The organism is Rhodoplanes sp. SY1, assembly GCF_046000175.1.
Lineage (GTDB): Bacteria > Pseudomonadota > Alphaproteobacteria > Rhizobiales > Xanthobacteraceae > Rhodoplanes.
The window spans coordinates 1-834 of record NZ_JBEOMB010000242.1 but is presented as its reverse complement, the minus strand read 5'-3'; the positions used below and the strand labels follow the sequence as shown (position 1 = coordinate 834).

Here is an 834-nt window from a genome sequence, read left to right as displayed (position 1 = left end):
TCCTTGTCGAGCGACTCAAGCGCCTCGCGAGTCATCCAATCCTTGAATCAGGACCCGTAGGCCCTGTCAAAGATCAAGTCTTCAGCGATACCCGTGAGCAATTGCCACCGACCTACCTCGTCTATTTCGGCTCGACATCCGTTACCGTGTGCCGGCGTCGTTCGCCGGTTCTTGGCATCAGCCGGCGGCGCCGGCACCCGTGTCCCCGCTCATTTTTGACGCCTCCGCGAATCGGCGTCACAGACAGAATCACGAACGATTCAACAGGTGCAAATTGTCCGGGTGAGATGTGGGTAATCGGAAGCGCCGCCGGACAGATACTCCGTGCATCCGCTGATCGTGTCGTCGTCGCCGGCCGTGGGGGAGAAGCATGCCTGCTCGCCGCTGCTCCGTCGCGCCCGACGCGCATCCTTCCCGTCGGCGATCACGAGCACGAGAGCAATCGTGGTGAGCGAAAGCAGCAGCGATTTCGAATGACGCACCGGCCCCTCCGAAACGGATCCGGTTCAACGGGCCGAATTATACACGTCGCGATGGAATCGAAAAAGGCTTCTGTCGTTCGTCTCCGTGTCGTCGATGTCGACCGACACGCGGCCCGTGCCGGTCAATCGCGCCCGTCAGTCTCCCGCGGCGGCGGCGCCGCGGTCGTGCCGCCCGCCATCGTCACCCGGCCGAGCGACAGGCGCTGCACGCCCTTCTGGGGCATCGGAGCGCGTCTGGAGGAGAGGGTGCGCGAGTTGACGCCCATCCAGCCGATCTCGGAGGAGAGGCGGCCGTACTCGATCTTCGGGCAGCGATCCATCACCACCTTGAGGCCGAGGCTCTCGGCGCGCG

The 834-nt window shown here is 64.1% G+C and carries 1 protein-coding gene and 1 pseudogene; both read right to left on the bottom strand.

Annotated features, from left to right (window positions below; all coding sequences use genetic code 11):
• Positions 1-260: 260 nt before the first annotated feature.
• A complete protein-coding gene (locus ABTU92_RS28865) occupies positions 261-482 on the bottom strand; it encodes a hypothetical protein (RefSeq protein WP_408095004.1) in 222 nt (73 codons plus the stop codon).
• A 122-nt stretch (positions 483-604) separates the two neighbouring features.
• Positions 605-834, bottom strand: a pseudogene (locus ABTU92_RS28860) (hypothetical protein); the annotation flags it as partial.